This is a genomic window from Streptomyces sp. NPDC059534, assembly GCF_042743475.1.
Taxonomy (GTDB): domain Bacteria; phylum Actinomycetota; class Actinomycetes; order Streptomycetales; family Streptomycetaceae; genus Streptomyces.
This window is the reverse complement of record NZ_JBHWAQ010000007.1, coordinates 188,867-204,409: the sequence shown is the minus strand read 5'-3', so window position 1 is coordinate 204,409 and position 15,543 is coordinate 188,867. Positions and strand designations below refer to the sequence as shown.

Below are 15,543 nucleotides of genomic sequence, written 5' to 3'. Positions count from 1 at the left end.
ACCTATGGGACTCGAAGAGAAACTCCCGAGCGGCTTTCTGCTGACGACGGTCGAACAGGCCGCGGGCTGGGTGCGCAAGGCGTCCGTGTTCCCCGCGACCTTCGGCCTCGCCTGCTGCGCCATCGAGATGATGACCACCGGAGCCGGCCGGTACGACCTGGCCCGCTTCGGCATGGAGGTCTTCCGCGGCTCACCGCGCCAGGCCGACCTGATGATCGTGGCCGGCCGGGTCAGCCAGAAGATGGCGCCCGTCCTGAGGCAGGTCTACGACCAGATGCCCAACCCCAAGTGGGTCATCTCCATGGGCGTCTGCGCCTCCTCGGGCGGCATGTTCAACAACTACGCGATCGTGCAGGGCGTCGACCACATCGTGCCGGTCGACATCTACCTCCCCGGCTGCCCGCCGCGCCCGGAGATGCTGCTCGACGCGATCCTCAAGCTCCACCAGAAGATCCAGAGCTCCAAGCTCGGCGTGAACGCCGAGGAGGCGGCCCGCGAGGCGGAGGAAGCGGCGCTCAAGGCGCTGCCGACCATTGAATTGAAGGGTCTGCTCCGGTGAGTGACGAGACACCCAACCCCGAGAAGGAGCTGAGCGCGCAGAACCTGCCGGGCCAGCGCGGGGATCACGGCGAGGAGGTGCGCCTCCAGCGTGGCATGTTCGGCGCCGACAAGGGCGGCGACACCACCGGCTACGGCGGCCTCGTCCGCTCGATCCGGATGCCCGGACCGGCCACCCGCCCCTACGGAGGATGGTTCGACGAGGTCGCGGACGAACTCGAAGGCGCACTGGAGGAGCAGGGACTGCTCCCGGAGAACGCCATCGAGAAGACCGTCGTCGACCGTGGCGAGCTCACCTTCCACATCGCGCGCGAGCACCTCGTCCGCGTGGCCCGCACCCTGCGCGACGACCCGGCGCTCCGCTTCGAGCTCTGTACCGGCGTCTCCGGCGTCCACTACCCGGACGACAAGGGCCGCGAGCTGCACGCGGTCCACCACCTGCGCTCGCTCACCCACGGCCGGCTGATCCGCCTGGAGGTCTCGGCCCCGGACGCCGAGCCGCACATCCCGTCACTCGTCGCCGTCTACCCGACGAACGACTGGCACGAGCGCGAGACGTACGACTTCTTCGGCATCGTCTTCGACGGCCACCCCGCCCTCACCCGGATCATGATGCCGGACGACTGGCAGGGCCACCCGCAGCGCAAGGACTACCCCCTCGGCGGCATCGCCGTCGAGTACAAGGGCGCCCAGATCCCGGCTCCGGACCAGCGGAGGTCGTACAGCTGATGTCCACCTCAGAAGCGTCTCCCCGCGAGACGACCGAAGGCACCGTCTACACGGTGACCGGCGGCGACTGGGACGAGGTCGTCCAGTCCGCGGCCAAGGCCGACGACGAGCGGATCGTCGTCAACATGGGCCCCCAGCACCCGTCCACCCACGGCGTGCTCCGGCTCATCCTGGAGATCGACGGCGAGACCGTCACCGAGGCCCGCTGCGGCATCGGCTACCTCCACACCGGCATCGAGAAGAACCTCGAGTACCGGACCTGGACTCAGGGCACCACCTTCGTCACGCGCATGGACTACCTCACCTCGTTCTACAACGAGACGGCGTACTGCCTCGGCGTGGAGAAGCTCCTCGGCATCACCGAGCAGATCCCGGACCGGGCCAGCGTCATCCGCGTCCTGCTCATGGAGCTCAACCGGCTCTCCTCCCACCTGGTGTGCATCGCCACCGGCGGCATGGAGCTCGGCGCCACCACGATCATGATCTACGGCTTCCGGGACCGCGAGATGATCCTGGACCTGTACGAGCTGATCACCGGCCTGCGCATGAACCACGCGTTCATCCGCCCCGGCGGCCTCGCCCAGGACCTCCCGCCCGGCGCCGTCGACGCCGTCCGCGAGTTCGTGAAGACCATGAAGAAGAACCTGCCGGAGTACGACAAGCTCGCCACCGGCAACCCCATCTTCAAGGCCCGCATGCAGGACGTCGGCTACCTCGACCTCACCGGCTGCATGGCCCTCGGCGCCACCGGACCGATCCTGCGCTCCGCGGGCCTCCCGCACGACCTGCGCAAGTCCGACCCGTACTGCGGCTACGAGGACTACGACTTCGAGGTCCCCACCACCGACACCTGCGACTCCTACGGACGCTTCCTCGTCCGCCTGGAGGAGATGCGCCAGTCGCTCCGGATCGTCGAGCAGTGCCTCGACCGCCTGGAGCCCGGCCCCGTCATGGTCGGCGACAAGAAGATCGCCTGGCCCGCGCAGCTCGCGCTCGGCCCCGACGGCCTCGGCAACTCGCCCGACCACATCGCGAAGATCATGGGCACCTCCATGGAGGCCCTGATCCACCACTTCAAGCTGGTCACCGAGGGCTTCCGGGTCCCCGCCGGACAGGCGTACGCGGCCGTCGAGTCCCCCAAGGGCGAGCTCGGCGTGCACGTCGTCTCCGACGGCGGCACCCGCCCCTACCGGGTCCACTTCCGCGACCCGTCCTTCACCAACCTCCAGGCCATGGCCGCGATGTGCGAGGGCGGCCAGGTCGCCGACGTCATCGTCGCCGTCGCCTCCATCGACCCCGTGATGGGAGGCGTCGACCGATGACGGAGAACGTCAGCCTGGGGATGCCCCGGCTCCCCGCCCCCGCCTACCCGGCCGAGGTCCTCGCCCGCCTGACGGACGACGCCCGCGCGATCATCGACCGCTACCCGGACTCCCGCTCCGCGCTCCTGCCGATGCTGCACCTCGTGCAGTCGGAGGAGGGTCACGTGACCCGGACCGGCATGCGGTTCTGCGCCGACCTCCTCGGCCTGACCACCGCCGAGGTCACCGCCGTCGCCACCTTCTACACGATGTACCGGCGCAAGCCCTCCGGCGACTACCAGGTCGGCGTCTGCACCAACACGCTCTGCGCGGTCATGGGCGGCGACGCCATCTTCGAGGAGCTCAAGGCCCACCTCGCCGTCGGCAACGACGAGACCACCGAGGACGGCAAGATCACCCTTGAGCACATCGAGTGCAACGCGGCCTGCGACTTCGCGCCCGTGGTGATGGTCAACTGGGAGTTCTTCGACAACCAGACCCCCGCCTCCGCCAAGAAGATGGTGGACGACCTGCGGGCCGGCCGGACCGTCGAACCCACCCGCGGAGCCCCGCTCTGCACCTTCAAGGAGACCGCCCGCATCCTCGCCGGCTTCCCCGACGAGCGCCCCGGCGCCGTCGAGGCCACCGGCGGAGCGGGCCCCGCCTCCCTCGTCGGCCTGCGCCTGGCCAAGGGCGAGACACCGAACCACCGCATCGTGCACCCGCGTGGTGAGACCACCGGTCAGGAGGGGGAGTGATGACCTTGGCCGCCGAGATCAACAACAGCAGCCCCGAGAAGCTCCTCGCCCCCGTCCTCTCGGCCTTCTGGGACCAGCCCAACTCCTGGACCCTGGAGACCTACGAGCGCCACGAGGGCTACCAGGGACTCAAGCGGGCCCTCGCGATGAGCCCCGACGACCTCATCGCGTACGTCAAGGAATCCGGCCTCCGCGGACGCGGCGGCGCCGGCTTCCCCACCGGCATGAAGTGGCAGTTCATCCCGCAGGGCGACGGCAAGCCGCACTACCTCGTCGTCAACGCCGACGAGTCCGAGCCCGGCACCTGCAAGGACATCCCGCTCCTCTTCGCCAACCCGCACTCCCTCATCGAGGGAATGATCATCGCCTGCTACGCGATCCGCTCCGAGCACGCGTTCATCTACCTGCGCGGCGAGGTCGTGCCCGTCCTGCGCCGCCTCCACGAGGCCGTCCGCGAGGCATACGCGGCCGGCTACCTCGGCCGGAACGTCCTCGGCAGCGGTCTGAACCTCGAACTCACCGTGCACGCCGGCGCCGGCGCGTACATCTGCGGCGAGGAGACCGCCCTGCTCGACTCGCTCGAAGGGCGCCGCGGCCAGCCCCGGCTGCGTCCCCCCTTCCCCGCGGTCGCCGGTCTGTACGCCTGCCCCACCGTGGTGAACAACGTCGAGTCCATCGCCTCCGTTCCCGCGATCCTCAACCGGGGCAAGGAATGGTTCACGTCGATGGGCAGCGAGAAGTCCCCGGGCTTCACGCTCTACTCGCTGAGCGGCCACGTCGCCTCGCCCGGCCAGTACGAGGCCCCGCTCGGCATCACCCTGCGCCAGCTCCTCGACATGAGCGGCGGCATGCGCCCCGGCCACCGCCTCAAGTTCTGGACCCCCGGCGGCTCCTCCACCCCGATGTTCACCGACGAGCACCTCGACGTGCCCCTCGACTACGAGGGCGTCGCCGCCGCCGGCTCCATGCTCGGCACCAAGGCGCTCCAGTGCTTCGACGAGACCACCTGCGTCGTCCGGGCCGTCACCCGCTGGACCGAGTTCTACGCCCACGAGTCCTGCGGCAAGTGCACCCCCTGCCGCGAAGGCACGTACTGGCTCGTCCAGCTGCTCCGCGACATCGAGGCCGGCCGCGGCCGGCTGTCCGACCTCGACAAGCTGAACGACATCGCCGACAACATCAACGGCAAGTCGTTCTGCGCCCTCGGCGACGGCGCCGCCTCCCCGATCTTCTCCTCGCTGAAGTACTTCCGCGAGGAGTACGAGCAGCACATCACCGGCCGGGCCTGCCCCTTCGACCCGGCCAAGTCGACCGCCTGGGCGGACAACCACAAGGAGGTGACCGCATGACCGTCATCGCGTCCACCCCCAGTGGCGGCAGCGCACCGGTACCGCCCGAGGACCTCGTGACGCTGACCATCGACGGCGCCGAGATCTCCGTCCCCAAGGGGACGCTCGTCATCCGCGCCGCCGAACAGCTCGGCATCGAGATCCCGCGGTTCTGCGACCACCCCCTCCTCGACCCCGCCGGCGCCTGCCGCCAGTGCATCGTCGAGGTCGAGGGCCAGCGCAAGCCGATGGCCTCCTGCACCATCACCTGCACCGACGGCATGGTGGTGAAGTCGCAGCTCACCAGCCCCGTCGCCGAGAAGGCCCAGCACGGCGTGATGGAGCTGCTGCTCGTCAACCACCCGCTGGACTGCCCGGTCTGCGACAAGGGCGGCGAGTGCCCCCTGCAGAACCAGGCCATGTCCCACGGACAGGCCGAGTCCCGCTTCGAGGGCGTCAAGCGCACCTACGAGAAGCCGGTCCCGATCTCCACCCAGGTCCTGCTCGACCGCGAGCGGTGCGTCCTGTGCGCCCGCTGCACCCGCTTCTCCAACCAGGTCGCGGGCGACCCGATGATCGAACTGATCGAGCGCGGCGCGCTCCAGCAGGTCGGCATCGGCGAGGGCGACCCGTTCGAGTCGTACTTCTCCGGCAACACCATCCAGATCTGCCCGGTCGGCGCCCTCACCTCGGCCGCCTACCGCTTCCGCTCCCGCCCCTTCGACCTGGTCTCCTCGCCGTCCGTCTGCGAGCAGTGCGCCGGCGGCTGCGCCACCCGCACCGACCACCGGCGCGGCAAGGTCATGCGGCGGCTCGCCGCCGACGACCCCGAGGTCAACGAGGAGTGGATCTGCGACAAGGGTCGCTTCGGCTTCCGGTACGCGCAGCAGCGCGACCGGCTCACCACCCCGCTCGTGCGGAACCAGGAGACCGGTGAGCTCGAAACCGCCTCCTGGCCCGAGGCCCTGGAAGCGGCCGCCCGCGGCCTCGTCCGCGGCCGCACCGGCGTCCTCACCGGCGGCCGGCTGACCGTCGAGGACTCCTACGCGTACGCCAAGTTCGCCCGGGTCGCCCTCGACACCAACGACATCGACTTCCGGGCCCGGATCCACTCCGGCGAGGAGGCCGACTTCCTGGCCTCGACCGTCGCCGGCCGCGGCAGGGACCTGGACGGCGGCGGGGTCACCTACACCTCGCTCGAAGCCGCGCCCGCCGTGCTCCTCGTCGGCCTGGAGTCCGAGGAGGAGGCCCCCGGCGTCTTCCTCCGGCTCCGCAAGGCATGGCGCAAGCACGGCCAGAAGACCTACGCCGTCGCCGCCTTCGCGACCCGCGGCCTGGAGAAGTCCGGCGGCACCCTGCTGCCGGCCGCCCCCGGCACCGAGACCGAGTGGCTCGACGCGCTGACCTCACGGGTCGGCCTGGAGGGCGACGGCCTCGCCGCCGCCGAGGCGCTCCGCCAGGAGGGTTCCGTCATCGCCGTCGGCGAGCGCCTCGCGGGCGTGCCCGGCGCGCTCACCGCCGCCCTGCGCGCCGCGGCCGCCACCGGCGCCCGGCTCGTCTGGATCCCGCGCCGCTCCGGCGAACGCGGAGCCGTCGAGGCGGGCGCCCTCCCGGCGCTGCTGCCCGGCGGCCGGCCCGCGACCGACCCGCGCGCGCGGGAGGAGGTCGCCGCCGCCTGGGGCATCCGCGAACTCCCGCACCGCTACGGCCGCGACACCGGCCAGATCCTGGAGGCCGCCGCCACCGGCGAACTCGGCGCGCTGCTCGTCGCCGGCGTCGAGGTCGCGGACCTGCCGGACCCGGCACGCGCGCGCGAGGCGCTCGACGCGGCCTTCGTGGTCTCCCTGGAGCTGCGGCCGAGCGAGGTCACGCGGCGGGCCGACGTCGTCCTCCCGGTGGCCGCCGTCGCCGAGAAGCCCGGCACCTTCCTCAACTGGGAGGGCAGGGCCCGCCTCTTCGAGGCCGCGCTCAAGCCCGAGCAGATGACCCGGCCCCTCGCGCCGGCCGACGCGCGCGTGCTCCACATGCTCGCCGACGCCCTCGACGCGCACCTGGCCCTGCCCGACCTGCGGTCGGTGCGGCGGGAGATGGACCGGCTGGGCGGCTGGACCGAGGAGCGGGCCACCGAGCCCGCCGAACCCGGTCAGGCGGCGCCCCGGCCCGGCGACGGCGAGGCCGTCCTCGCGGGCCACCGCCTCCTGCTGGACCTGGGCAGGCTCCAGGAGGGCGACACCGCGCTGGCCGGCACCCGGCACGCGGCGGTCGCCCGGCTCTCCGCCGCCACCGCCGCCGACACCGGCGTCAAGGACGGCGACCTCCTGGAGGTGACCGGACCCGCGGGGGCCGTCGCCCTGCCGCTCCAGGTCACCGAGATGCCCGACCGCGTCGTCTGGCTGCCCCTCAACTCGACCGGGCACGGCGTCCTCTCCGACACCGGCGCCCACCCGGGCGACCTGGTCCGTATCGGCCCGGCGGCCCAGAGCCCCGCCGATGTCACGGAGGTGCAGGCATGAGCACGCCGCTCGCCGCTGAAGACCTGTCCATGTTCGGCACGGACCCGTGGTGGCTCGTCCTGATCAAGGCCGTCTTCTGCTTCGCCTTCCTGATGATCACCGTGCTCTTCTCCATCGTGTGGGAGCGCAAGGTCGTCGCCTGGATGCAGCTGCGCATCGGCCCCAACCGGCACGGCCCCTGGGGCATGCTCCAGTCCCTCGCGGACGGCATGAAGCTGATGCTCAAGGAGGACGTGATCGTCCGGCGGGCCGACAAGGTCGTCTACGTCCTCGCCCCGATCATCGCCGCGATCCCCGCGTTCATGGCGATCGCCGTGATCCCCTTCGGCCCGGCCGGCAACGAGGTCTCGATCTTCGGCCACCGGACCGCGATGCAGCTCACCGACCTGCCGATCGCGATGCTGTACGTCCTCGCGGTCGCCTCCGTCGGCATCTACGGCATCGTCCTCGCCGGCTGGTCGTCCGGCTCCACGTACCCGCTGCTCGGCGGACTCCGCTCCTGCGCGCAGATGATCTCGTACGAGATCGCGATGGGCGCCGCCTTCGCCTCCGTGTTCCTCTACTCCGGGTCGATGTCGACGTCGGCGATCGTCGAGGCGCAGGCGGACCGCTGGTTCGTGATCCTGCTGCCGGTCTCGTTCATCATCTACATCGTCACGATGGTCGGCGAGACGAACCGTGCCCCGTTCGACATGCCGGAGTCCGAGGGCGACCTCGTCGGCGGCTTCAACACCGAGTACTCGTCCATCAAGTTCGCGATGTTCATGCTCGCCGAGTACGTGAACATGGTGACGGTCTCCGCCGTGTCGGTGACCCTCTTCCTGGGCGGCTGGCGGGCCCCGTACCCGATCTCCACCTTCTGGGAGGGCGCGAACCACGGCTGGTGGCCGATGCTCTGGTTCGTCGTCAAGGTGCAGCTGCTGCTGTTCTTCTTCATCTGGCTCCGCGGCACCCTGCCCCGCGTCCGCTACGACCAGCTGATGAAGCTCGGCTGGAAGGTCCTCATCCCGGTCTCCGTGGTCTGGCTCATGCTGGTCGCCACCGTCCGCGCGATGCGCAACGAGAACATCGCCTTCTCGAACATCGTCCTGTACGTGGCCGGCGCTGTCCTCGGACTGCTGCTGCTCTCCTTCCTCGTGGACCTGTTCCGCGACCGGAAGGCGAAGGCCGGCGTGGCGCCCCCCGAGGCCGCGCCCGCCTTCGACCCGATGGCCGGCGGCTTCCCCGTACCGCCCAAGCCCGGGCAGTCCCTGCCGCCGGTGCCCCGGCGCAGGCCCCGGCGCGACCGGGACCTCGTTGCCAGTGGCGCCCCCGATACCGCTACTGCGAGTGATGGAAAGGAGACGGACGGTGTCTGACTTCCAGAATCCGGTGGCCGGTTTCGGCGTGACCTTCAAGGCCATGTTCAAGAAGCGGCTGACCGAGCAGTACCCGGAGCAGCAGAAGACGACGGCGCCCCGCTTCCACGGCCGGCACCAGCTCAACCGTCACCCCGACGGTCTGGAGAAGTGCGTCGGCTGCGAGCTGTGCGCCTGGGCCTGTCCCGCCGACGCCATCTACGTCGAGGGTGCGGACAACACCGACGAGGAGCGCTACTCGCCCGGCGAGCGCTACGGCCGCGTCTACCAGATCAACTACGCCCGCTGCATCCTGTGCGGGCTGTGCATCGAGGCGTGCCCCACGCGGGCGCTGACGATGACCAACGAGTTCGAACTGGCCGACTCCTCGCGCGAGAACCTCATCTACACCAAGGAGCAGCTCCTCGCGGGCCTGGAGGAGACCATGGTCGACTCCCCGCACGCGATCTTCCCGGGCATGACCGAGCAGGACTACTACCGGGGGCTGGTCACCGAGGCCGCGCCCGGCACCGTCCGGCAGGTCGCCGCCTCCCAGGGCGAGAAGGGCGAGCCGGAGGGGGCGGAGGCATGAGCGCCAACCTCGCGGCCTACGCGACCTCCTCCGGTGAGACCTTCCAGTTCTGGGTCCTCGGCACCGTCGCCGTCGTCGGCGCCCTCGCCACGATCCTGATGAGGAAGGCCATGCACAGCGCCCTGTCGCTGGCCGGCACGATGATCGTCCTTGCGGTCTTCTACCTCGCCAACGGCGCGTACTTCCTCGGCATCGTCCAGATCGTCGTCTACACCGGCGCGATCATGATGCTCTTCCTCTTCATCGTCATGCTGGTCGGTGTCACGGCCGCGGACTCGCTGAAGGAGACCATCAAGGGGCAGCGCTGGTGGGCCGCGGCCTGCGGCCTCGGCTTCGGCGTCCTGCTGATCGCCGGCATCGGCCAGGCGTCGCTGACCGAGTTCGCCGGCCTCGGCGCGGCCAACACGGCGCACGGCGGGAACGTCGAGGGCCTCGCCGCTCTCATCTTCACCAAGTACGTCTTCGCCTTCGAGATCACCGGCGCGCTGCTCATCACCGCGGCCGTCGGCGCGATGGTGCTCACCCACCGCGAGCGCACCGAGCGGGCCGCCACCCAGCGCGAGCTGGCCGAGCAGCGCGTACGCGAAGGCAAGCACGTGCCGCCGCTGCCCGCGCCCGGCGTCTACGCCCGGCACAACGCCGTGGACATCCCCGGTCTGCTGCCCGACGGCACCCCGGCGGAGCTCACCGTCATGCAGACCCTGCGCAAGCGGGGCCAGATCCGTGACGTGTCCACCGAGGCGCTGGCCGACCTCAAGGCCCTGGAGCAGCGCTCCGAGGAGCGGCTCGGCCGGGACCGGGACGAAGAGGAGGCCACCCGGTGAATCCCGTCAACTACCTGTATCTCGCCGCCCTGCTGTTCACCATCGGTGCGGCCGGGGTGCTGATCCGGCGCAACGCGATCGTGGTCTTCATGTGCGTGGAGCTGATGCTCAACGCCTGCAACCTCGCGTTCGTCACCTTCTCCCGCATGCACGGCAACCTCGACGGCCAGATCATCGCGTTCTTCACGATGGTCGTCGCCGCCGCGGAGGTCGTCGTCGGGCTCGCGATCATCGTGTCCGTCTTCCGTGCCCGCCACTCGGCCTCGGTCGACGACGCCAGCCTGATGAAGCTGTGAGGGGCTGACCGTGGAAAATCTCATTGCGCTGCTCATCGGGGCGCCCCTGCTCGGCGCGGCCGTCCTGCTCTGCGGCGGCCGCCGGCTCGACAAGTCCGGGCACTGGCTCGGCACGCTGCTCGCGGCCGCCTCCTTCGTCATCGGCCTGGCGCTCTTCGCCGACATGCTCGGCAGGAGCGCCGATGACCGGGCCATGCACCAGCGGCTCTTCACCTGGATCCCGGTCGAGGGCTTCCAGGCGGACTTCGCCTTCCAGCTCGACCAGCTGTCGATGACGTTCGTCCTGCTGATCAGCGGGGTCGGCACGCTCATCCACGTGTACTCCATCGGCTACATGGAGCACGACGAGCGCCGCCGCCGCTTCTTCGGCTACCTCAACCTGTTCGTCGCGGCGATGCTGCTGCTGGTCCTCGCCGACAACTACCTGCTCCTGTACTTCGGCTGGGAGGGCGTCGGCCTCGCCTCGTACCTCCTGATCGGCTTCTGGCAGCACAAGCCCACCGCGGCCACCGCCGCGAAGAAGGCGTTCCTGGTCAACCGGGTCGGCGACATGGGCCTCTCGATCGCCATCATGATCATGTTCACCACCTTCGGCACCTTCGCCTTCGCGCCGGTGCTGGGGGAGACGGACAAGACCAGCGAGGGCACGCTGACCGCGATCGGTCTGATGCTGCTCCTCGCCGCCTGCGGCAAGTCGGCCCAGGTGCCGCTGCAGTCCTGGCTCGGGGACGCGATGGAGGGCCCGACCCCGGTCTCGGCCCTCATCCACGCGGCCACGATGGTGACCGCCGGCGTGTACCTGATCGTCCGCTCCGCCGCCATCTTCAACGGCGCCCCGGACGCCCAGCTGGTCGTCACGGTGGTCGGCGCGGTCACGCTCCTCTTCGGTGCGATCGTCGGTTGCGCCAAGGACGACATCAAGAAGGCGCTCGCCGGTTCGACGATGTCGCAGATCGGCTACATGATCCTGGCGGCCGGCCTGGGCCCCATCGGCTACGTCTTCGCGATCATGCACCTGGTGACCCACGGCTTCTTCAAGGCCGGGCTGTTCCTCGGCGCCGGTTCGGTCATGCACGGCATGAACGACGAGGTCGACATGCGGAAGTACGGCGGCCTGCGGACGTACATGCCGGTCACCTTCGTCACCTTCGGCCTCGGCTATCTCGCGATCATCGGCTTCCCCGGCCTGTCCGGCTTCTTCTCCAAGGACAAGATCATCGAGGCGGCCTTCGCGAAGGGCGGCACCGAGGGCTGGATCCTCGGCTCGGTCACCCTGCTGGGCGCGGCCATCACCGCGTACTACATGACCCGCGTGATGCTCATGACCTTCTTCGGCGAGAAGCGCTGGCAGGCCGACGAGAACGGCGAGCCGCCGCACCCGCACGAGTCGCCGAAGTCCATGGTCGTCCCCATGGTCCTGCTGGCCGTCGGCTCGGTCGCCGCAGGTGCCTACTTCGAGTTCGCCGGGTTCGTCGAGTGGCTGGAGCCGGTCACCGGCTTCGCCCACGGCCACTCGCCGCTCAGCGCCGCGGCCGTCACCACCGCCACGGTCGCCGTCATGGTCGTCGGCGTCGGACTCGCCTACCTCCAGTACGGGCGCCGGCCCGTCCCGGTCGTCGCCCCGCGCGGCTCGCTGCTCACCCGGGCCGCCCGCCGCGACCTGCTCCAGGACGACTTCAACCACGCCGTCTTCGTCACGGGCGGCACGCACCTCACCCGCTCGCTCGTGTACGTCGACCACACCCTGGTCGACGGTGTGGTCAACGGCACCGCGGCTTCCGTCGGCGGACTCTCCGGCTGGCTGCGCAAGCTCCAGAACGGCTACGCCCGCACCTACGCGGTCTCCATGTTCGGAGGTACTGCGGTGCTGATCGCCGCGACCCTGCTGATGAGGGCGGTGTAACGCTCATGTCCTTCCCGCTCCTTACGGCGACGGCAGCGGTTCCGGCGGTCGGTGCGATCCTCACCGCCGCCGTCCCCGCCGCCCGCCGCACCGCCGCCAAATGGCTGGCGCTGCTGGTCTCGCTCGCCACGCTGGTCCTCGCCGCCGTCGTCTTCGGGCGCTTCGAGCCCGGCGGCGAGCGGTACCAGCTCACCGAGTCCCACTCCTGGATCAAGGACTTCGGCGTCCGGTACGAACTCGGCGTGGACGGCATCGGGGTGGCGCTCATCGCGCTGACCGCCCTGCTGATCCCGTTCGTCATCCTGGCCGGCTGGCACGACGCGGACCCCCTGGAGACGACGTCCTCCCGGTGGCGGCCCACCCAGGGCTTCTTCGCCCTGATCCTCATGGTCGAGGCGATGGTGATCCTCTCCTTCGAGGCCACCGACGTCTTCCTCTTCTACATCCTCTTCGAAGCCATGCTCATCCCGATGTACTTCCTCATCGGCGGCTTCGGCGACCGCGCCCACAGCGGCTCCGACGAGAACGCGGCGGCCCAGCGCTCGTACGCGGCGGTCAAGTTCCTGCTCTACAACCTGGTCGGCGGCCTCATCATGCTGGCCGCCGTCATCGGGCTCTACGTGGTCGCGGGGAACTTCTCGCTCACGGAGATCGCCGAGGCGCGGGCCAACGGCTCGCTGGAGATGGCGACCAGCACCGAGCGGTGGCTGTTCCTCGGCTTCTTCTTCGCCTTCGCGGTGAAGGCGCCGCTCTGGCCGCTGCACACCTGGCTGCCGAACGCGATGGGGGAGGCGACCGCCCCGGTCGCCGTCCTCATCACCGCCGTCGTCGACAAGGTCGGCACCTTCGCGATGCTCCGCTTCTGCCTCGGGCTGTTCCCCGAGGCGTCGAAGTGGGCCACCCCCGCGATCGTCGTCCTCGCCCTGATCAGCATCGTCTACGGGGCGCTGCTCGCCGTCGGCCAGCGGGACATCAAGCGGCTGGTCGCGTACGCGTCGATCTCGCACTTCGGCTTCATCATCCTGGGCATCTTCGCGATGACCACGCAGGGCCAGTCCGGCGCCACGCTGTACATGGTCAACCACGGCATCTCGACGGCCGCGCTGATGCTGGTCGCCGGGTTCCTGATCTCCCGGCGCGGCTCGCGGCTCATCGCCGACTACGGCGGTGTCCAGAAGGTCGCCCCGGTGCTCGCCGGCACGTTCCTGATCGGCGGACTCGCGACCCTGTCGCTGCCCGGACTCGCGCCGTTCGTCAGCGAGTTCCTGGTCCTGGTCGGGACGTACGCCCGGTACCCGGTGGCCGGTGTCATCGCCACCACCGGCATCGTCCTCGCCGCGCTCTACACCCTCGTCCTGTACCAGCGGACGATGACCGGGCCGGTGAAGGAGGAGGTCCGGGAGCTGCCCGACCTGCGGGCGCGCGAACTGGCGGTGGTCGTCCCGCTGATCGCCGTCCTGATCTTCCTCGGGGTCTTCCCGAAGCCGCTGACGGATGTCGTCGACCCGGCGGTGCAGCACACCATGTCCGACGTCCAGCAGAAGGACCCCCAGCCGGAAGTGGAGGCGGCCAAGTGAGCGCAACGGCTGTCCACAGTCTGTGGACGACGGCCGCCGAGCCGATCGCCAAGATCCCGGCGCCCCACATCGAGTACACGCAGCTCTCGCCCGTGCTCATCGTGATCGGCGCCGCGATCGTCAGCGTCCTCGTCGAGGCATTCGTGCCCCGCAAGGGCCGCTACCTCGGACAGGTCTTCCTGTCCGTCCTCGCCCTCGCCGCCGCCTTCGCCGCCGTCGTCGGCCTGGCGGCCGGCGGCTACGGCTCCACCAAGGCCCACATCGCGGCCATGGGCGCCATCGCCGTCGACGGACCCGCCCTCTTCCTCCAGGGCACCATTCTCCTCGCCTCGATCGTCGCGATCTTCACCTTCGCCGAGCGCAGGCTCGACCCGGCCGACCACGGCCACAGGGTCGACTCCTTCGCCGCCGAGGCCGCAGCCGTCCCCGGCAGCGAGCAGGAGAAGGCGGCCGTCAAGGCCGGGTTCACCACCACCGAGGTCTTCCCGCTCGCGCTGTTCGCGATCGCCGGCATGCTGGTCTTCCCGGCCGCCAACGACCTCCTGACGCTCTTCGTCGCCCTGGAGGTCTTCTCCCTCCCGCTGTACCTGCTCTGCGCCGTCGCCCGCCGCAAGCGGCTGATGTCGCAGGAGGCGGCCGTCAAGTACTTCCTGCTCGGCGCGTTCTCCTCGGCCTTCCTGCTCTTCGGGATCGCCCTGCTCTACGGCTACGCGGGCTCCGTCTCGTACGCCACCATCGCCGACGTCGTGGACGGCTCGATCGCCTCCGTGGACCCGGCGCTCGCCGACACCATGGGCAACGACGCGCTGCTCCTCATCGGCTTCGCCATGGTCCTCGCGGGGCTCCTCTTCAAGGTCGGCGCCGTCCCGTTCCACATGTGGACGCCGGACGTCTACCAGGGCGCCCCGACGCCGGTCACCGGCTTCATGGCCGCCGCGACCAAGGTCGCCGCGTTCGGCGCGCTGCTGCGCCTGCTGTACGTGGTGCTGCCGGGCCTCACCTGGGACTGGCGGCCGGTCATGTGGGGCATCGCGATCGTCACCATGCTGGGCGGTGCGATCGTCGCCATCACCCAGACCGACATCAAGCGGCTCCTGGCGTACTCGTCGATCGCGCACGCGGGCTTCCTGCTCGCCGGTGTCATCGCGGCCACGCCGACCGGTATCTCGTCCGTCCTCTTCTACCTGGGCGCGTACTCCTTCGTGACGATCGGCGCCTTCGCCGTCGTCACCCTGGTCAGGGACGCGGGCGGCGAGGCCACCCACCTGTCCAAGTGGGCCGGGCTCGGCCGCCGTTCGCCGCTCGTCGCGGCGGTGTTCGCGGTCTTCCTGCTCGCCTTCGCCGGCATTCCGCTGACCTCCGGTTTCTCCGGCAAGTTCGCGGTCTTCAAGGCGGCGGCCGAGGGCGGCGCGGGCGCGCTCGTCGTGGTCGGTGTGATCTCCTCGGCGATCGCCGCGTTCTTCTACATCCGGGTGATCGTGCTCATGTTCTTCAGCGAGCCGAAGGCGGACGGCCCGACGGTCGCCGTGCCCTCGGCGCTGACGACGCTCACCATCACCGCGGGCGTGGCGGTCACGCTGGTGCTCGGCCTCGCGCCGCAGTACTTCCTGGACCTGGCCGGACAGGCGAGCGTGTTCGTCCGGTAGGCGTCATCCGCGCGTGAGGGGCCCGGCTCGCTTCGAGCCGGGCCCCTCCGCCGTGTCCGGCGCGGGCGCCCCCCCGCGGGGGTGCCGTACGCGGGGGTGACCCGTGGGAGGTGTCCGTGCCATCGTGTGAGCCGTCCCCAATGGTCTGTACCACCTGGCCCCGCCCGCCCAGGAGGGAGAA

The 15,543-nt window shown here is 70.2% G+C and carries 13 protein-coding genes; all 13 read left to right on the top strand.

What is annotated here, in order from left to right; translation table 11 throughout:
* Window positions 1-4: 4 nt before the first annotated feature.
* The 13 genes from ACFVZH_RS11720 to nuoN are packed head-to-tail and all read left to right on the top strand — an operon-like array spanning window position 5 to window position 15,362.
* Window positions 5-559 carry an NADH-quinone oxidoreductase subunit B family protein gene (locus ACFVZH_RS11720; RefSeq protein ID WP_030318842.1) on the top strand — a complete coding sequence of 185 codons (555 nt, stop codon included), beginning with the start codon at window positions 5-7 and terminating at the stop codon, window positions 557-559.
* Window positions 556-1,287: an NADH-quinone oxidoreductase subunit C gene (locus ACFVZH_RS11715; RefSeq protein WP_384895753.1), complete on the top strand. Its 732-nt coding sequence runs from the start codon at window positions 556-558 to the stop codon at window positions 1,285-1,287. The genes ACFVZH_RS11720 and ACFVZH_RS11715 overlap by 4 nt, the downstream gene beginning before the upstream one ends.
* Window positions 1,287-2,609: an NADH-quinone oxidoreductase subunit D gene (locus ACFVZH_RS11710; protein WP_384895751.1), complete on the top strand. Its 1,323-nt coding sequence runs from the start codon at window positions 1,287-1,289 to the stop codon at window positions 2,607-2,609. Before ACFVZH_RS11715 ends, ACFVZH_RS11710 begins: the two co-directional genes overlap by 1 nt.
* Window positions 2,606-3,346, top strand: a complete 741-nt coding sequence (nuoE, locus tag ACFVZH_RS11705; RefSeq protein ID WP_384895749.1) for an NADH-quinone oxidoreductase subunit NuoE — start codon at window positions 2,606-2,608, stop codon at window positions 3,344-3,346. The genes ACFVZH_RS11710 and nuoE overlap by 4 nt, the downstream gene beginning before the upstream one ends.
* A complete protein-coding gene (gene nuoF / locus ACFVZH_RS11700; RefSeq protein ID WP_384895747.1) occupies window positions 3,343-4,695 on the top strand; it encodes an NADH-quinone oxidoreductase subunit NuoF in 1,353 nt (450 codons plus the stop codon). The genes nuoE and nuoF overlap by 4 nt, the downstream gene beginning before the upstream one ends.
* Window positions 4,692-7,187, top strand: a complete 2,496-nt coding sequence (locus ACFVZH_RS11695) for an NADH-quinone oxidoreductase subunit G (protein WP_384895745.1) — start codon at window positions 4,692-4,694, stop codon at window positions 7,185-7,187. Before nuoF ends, ACFVZH_RS11695 begins: the two co-directional genes overlap by 4 nt.
* The gene (nuoH, locus tag ACFVZH_RS11690) at window positions 7,184-8,545 is read left to right on the top strand and encodes an NADH-quinone oxidoreductase subunit NuoH (protein WP_384895743.1); all 1,362 of its coding nucleotides are present in this window, start codon (window positions 7,184-7,186) and stop codon (window positions 8,543-8,545) included. Before ACFVZH_RS11695 ends, nuoH begins: the two co-directional genes overlap by 4 nt.
* Entirely contained in the window at window positions 8,520-9,116 is a 597-nt protein-coding gene (gene nuoI / locus ACFVZH_RS11685) for an NADH-quinone oxidoreductase subunit NuoI (protein ID WP_384895741.1), read from the top strand. Before nuoH ends, nuoI begins: the two co-directional genes overlap by 26 nt.
* Window positions 9,113-9,940, top strand: a complete 828-nt coding sequence (locus ACFVZH_RS11680) for an NADH-quinone oxidoreductase subunit J (protein WP_384895739.1) — start codon at window positions 9,113-9,115, stop codon at window positions 9,938-9,940. The genes nuoI and ACFVZH_RS11680 overlap by 4 nt, the downstream gene beginning before the upstream one ends.
* Window positions 9,937-10,236 carry an NADH-quinone oxidoreductase subunit NuoK gene (nuoK, locus tag ACFVZH_RS11675; RefSeq protein WP_017239464.1) on the top strand — a complete coding sequence of 100 codons (300 nt, stop codon included), beginning with the start codon at window positions 9,937-9,939 and terminating at the stop codon, window positions 10,234-10,236. Before ACFVZH_RS11680 ends, nuoK begins: the two co-directional genes overlap by 4 nt.
* Window positions 10,237-10,246: 10 nt before the next feature.
* On the top strand, window positions 10,247-12,139 hold the full coding sequence (gene nuoL, locus ACFVZH_RS11670) for an NADH-quinone oxidoreductase subunit L (protein ID WP_384895737.1): 1,893 nt from the start codon (window positions 10,247-10,249) through the stop codon (window positions 12,137-12,139).
* Between the two features lie 5 nt (window positions 12,140-12,144).
* Window positions 12,145-13,716 carry an NADH-quinone oxidoreductase subunit M gene (locus tag ACFVZH_RS11665; RefSeq protein WP_384895735.1) on the top strand — a complete coding sequence of 524 codons (1,572 nt, stop codon included), beginning with the start codon at window positions 12,145-12,147 and terminating at the stop codon, window positions 13,714-13,716.
* Window positions 13,713-15,362 (top strand): NADH-quinone oxidoreductase subunit NuoN, encoded by a 1,650-nt coding sequence (gene nuoN, locus ACFVZH_RS11660; RefSeq protein WP_384895733.1) that lies wholly within the window; start codon window positions 13,713-13,715, stop codon window positions 15,360-15,362. Before ACFVZH_RS11665 ends, nuoN begins: the two co-directional genes overlap by 4 nt.
* Window positions 15,363-15,543: the final 181 nt, after the last annotated feature.

Bases quoted from the DNA above. Each gene is read 5' to 3' on its own strand.
- nuoH (WP_384895743.1), top strand. From the start codon at position 7,184: ATGAGCACGCCGCTCGCCGCTGAAGACCTGTCCATGTTCGGCACGGAC.
- nuoE (WP_384895749.1), top strand. From the start codon at position 2,606: ATGACGGAGAACGTCAGCCTGGGGATGCCCCGGCTCCCCGCCCCCGCC.
- ACFVZH_RS11665 (WP_384895735.1), top strand. From the start codon at position 12,145: ATGTCCTTCCCGCTCCTTACGGCGACGGCAGCGGTTCCGGCGGTCGGT.
- nuoI (WP_384895741.1), top strand. From the start codon at position 8,520: ATGGAAAGGAGACGGACGGTGTCTGACTTCCAGAATCCGGTGGCCGGT.
- ACFVZH_RS11680 (WP_384895739.1), top strand. From the start codon at position 9,113: ATGAGCGCCAACCTCGCGGCCTACGCGACCTCCTCCGGTGAGACCTTC.
- ACFVZH_RS11710 (WP_384895751.1), top strand. From the start codon at position 1,287: ATGTCCACCTCAGAAGCGTCTCCCCGCGAGACGACCGAAGGCACCGTC.
- ACFVZH_RS11720 (WP_030318842.1), top strand. From the start codon at position 5: ATGGGACTCGAAGAGAAACTCCCGAGCGGCTTTCTGCTGACGACGGTC.
- ACFVZH_RS11695 (WP_384895745.1), top strand. From the start codon at position 4,692: ATGACCGTCATCGCGTCCACCCCCAGTGGCGGCAGCGCACCGGTACCG.